The 582-nt window shown below is 61.2% G+C and carries 1 protein-coding gene; it reads right to left on the bottom strand.

Going from position 1 to position 582, the window contains the following annotated elements:
• A partial coding sequence (locus SO180_RS42490) for an ATP-dependent DNA ligase (RefSeq protein WP_449384722.1) occupies positions 1-203 on the bottom strand: 203 nt, incomplete at its 3' end.
• Between the last annotated feature and the right edge of the window lie 379 nt (positions 204-582).

The following is a 582-nucleotide window of genomic DNA, read 5'->3' as shown; positions in this document are numbered from 1 at the left end:
TGGCGGTTCTTCAGCGCGGCCTCGGCGATCCACGGATAGCGCTTGGTCCAGTCGCTGCCGTTGCGGGACAGCAGGCGCACGCGTTTGTCGTCCCGGATGACGAGCATCCGGTAGCCGTCGTGTTTCACTTCATGGACCCAGTCCGGCCCCGATGGGACCTGCTTGCCGGCGGCCGCCAGGCAGAGCTCGTACGCGATACGCATGTCCAAAAGATAAGAATTTAAAGAGCTTTTACGAGTTCGGAACAACCGGCAATTTTGTGTGTTCTCGACGTGCTCCGGTCACAGAGCCCCCTGTAAGTCCGGAGCTGGACCAGGCTGGCGGCCAAACCGCTGGGCCACCCTCGGCCGGAGAATTCTAGTGTGGCGGATATTTGCTCTCACTGCATGCCTGATCTCGTGTTTGAGCTGTGGCCATGCGATGGCCGACTCGGATCGAAACAGACCAACCTCCTCAACCGTCGGCGAGGCGCCTACCCCGCCGGAGGAAAAAGGCCAGTTGCAACCTCAAGGGTGGACCGGGCCAGTTGACACTAAAACTGGTGGCGCGCCTGCGGAAAGTCCGCAAGGCCAAAGCCCACCG

It is taken from the genome of Bradyrhizobium sp. UFLA05-112, from assembly GCF_053572325.1.
This window is presented reverse-complemented; position numbering and strand designations above follow the sequence as displayed.